Here is a 536-nt window from a genome sequence, read left to right on the forward strand (position 1 = left end):
GGTGAAAATATAATTTCATATTATCCTCATATAAATATAATATCTTACGGATATGATGGTGGATCACCCTTACCATTTAAATCAATTGCTCCGCTAGGAATAAATTTAGTGTGATGTCCATATATTTGCATTACTTTTTGTGTTTGCTGCCAACGACAAGTACAATCTTTTGGATTTTGCTGCACTGCAAATACTTTAAAATGTGGAATTCCAATCCCATCATTATTTCTAGCTCCATCCGCTCCTCTTTGTACGATTCTTGGACCAATATACCCTAACGTGCCAACAGGATATGGACTACAAGGTGGACATTTTGTTTCATTACACTTCGCTGTACCATCTGCTTCAGCCTGAGCCTGAGCCTGAGCCTCAGCCTTATCATACTCCTCTTTGGCATCCATTATTCCCACGCCGATAAGAATACCAGTCATAGCAGCAGTTGTATGGGCTAATGCTTCCAAAAGCCAAGGCGCCGCAAGCACCAGTGGAAATAAGCCCAATGGGTCAATTTGATTCTGCACCGTGCCCTCAAACCG

The 536-nt window shown here is 41.6% G+C and carries 1 pseudogene; it reads right to left on the minus strand.

The annotated features are described in order from the left end of the window. Nucleotides 1–44: 44 nt before the first annotated feature. Nucleotides 45–536 (minus strand): annotated as a pseudogene (locus tag QZ106_RS01130) (hypothetical protein); the annotation flags it as partial.

The organism is uncultured Aggregatibacter sp., from assembly GCF_901873365.1.
Taxonomy (GTDB): domain Bacteria; phylum Pseudomonadota; class Gammaproteobacteria; order Enterobacterales; family Pasteurellaceae; genus Aggregatibacter.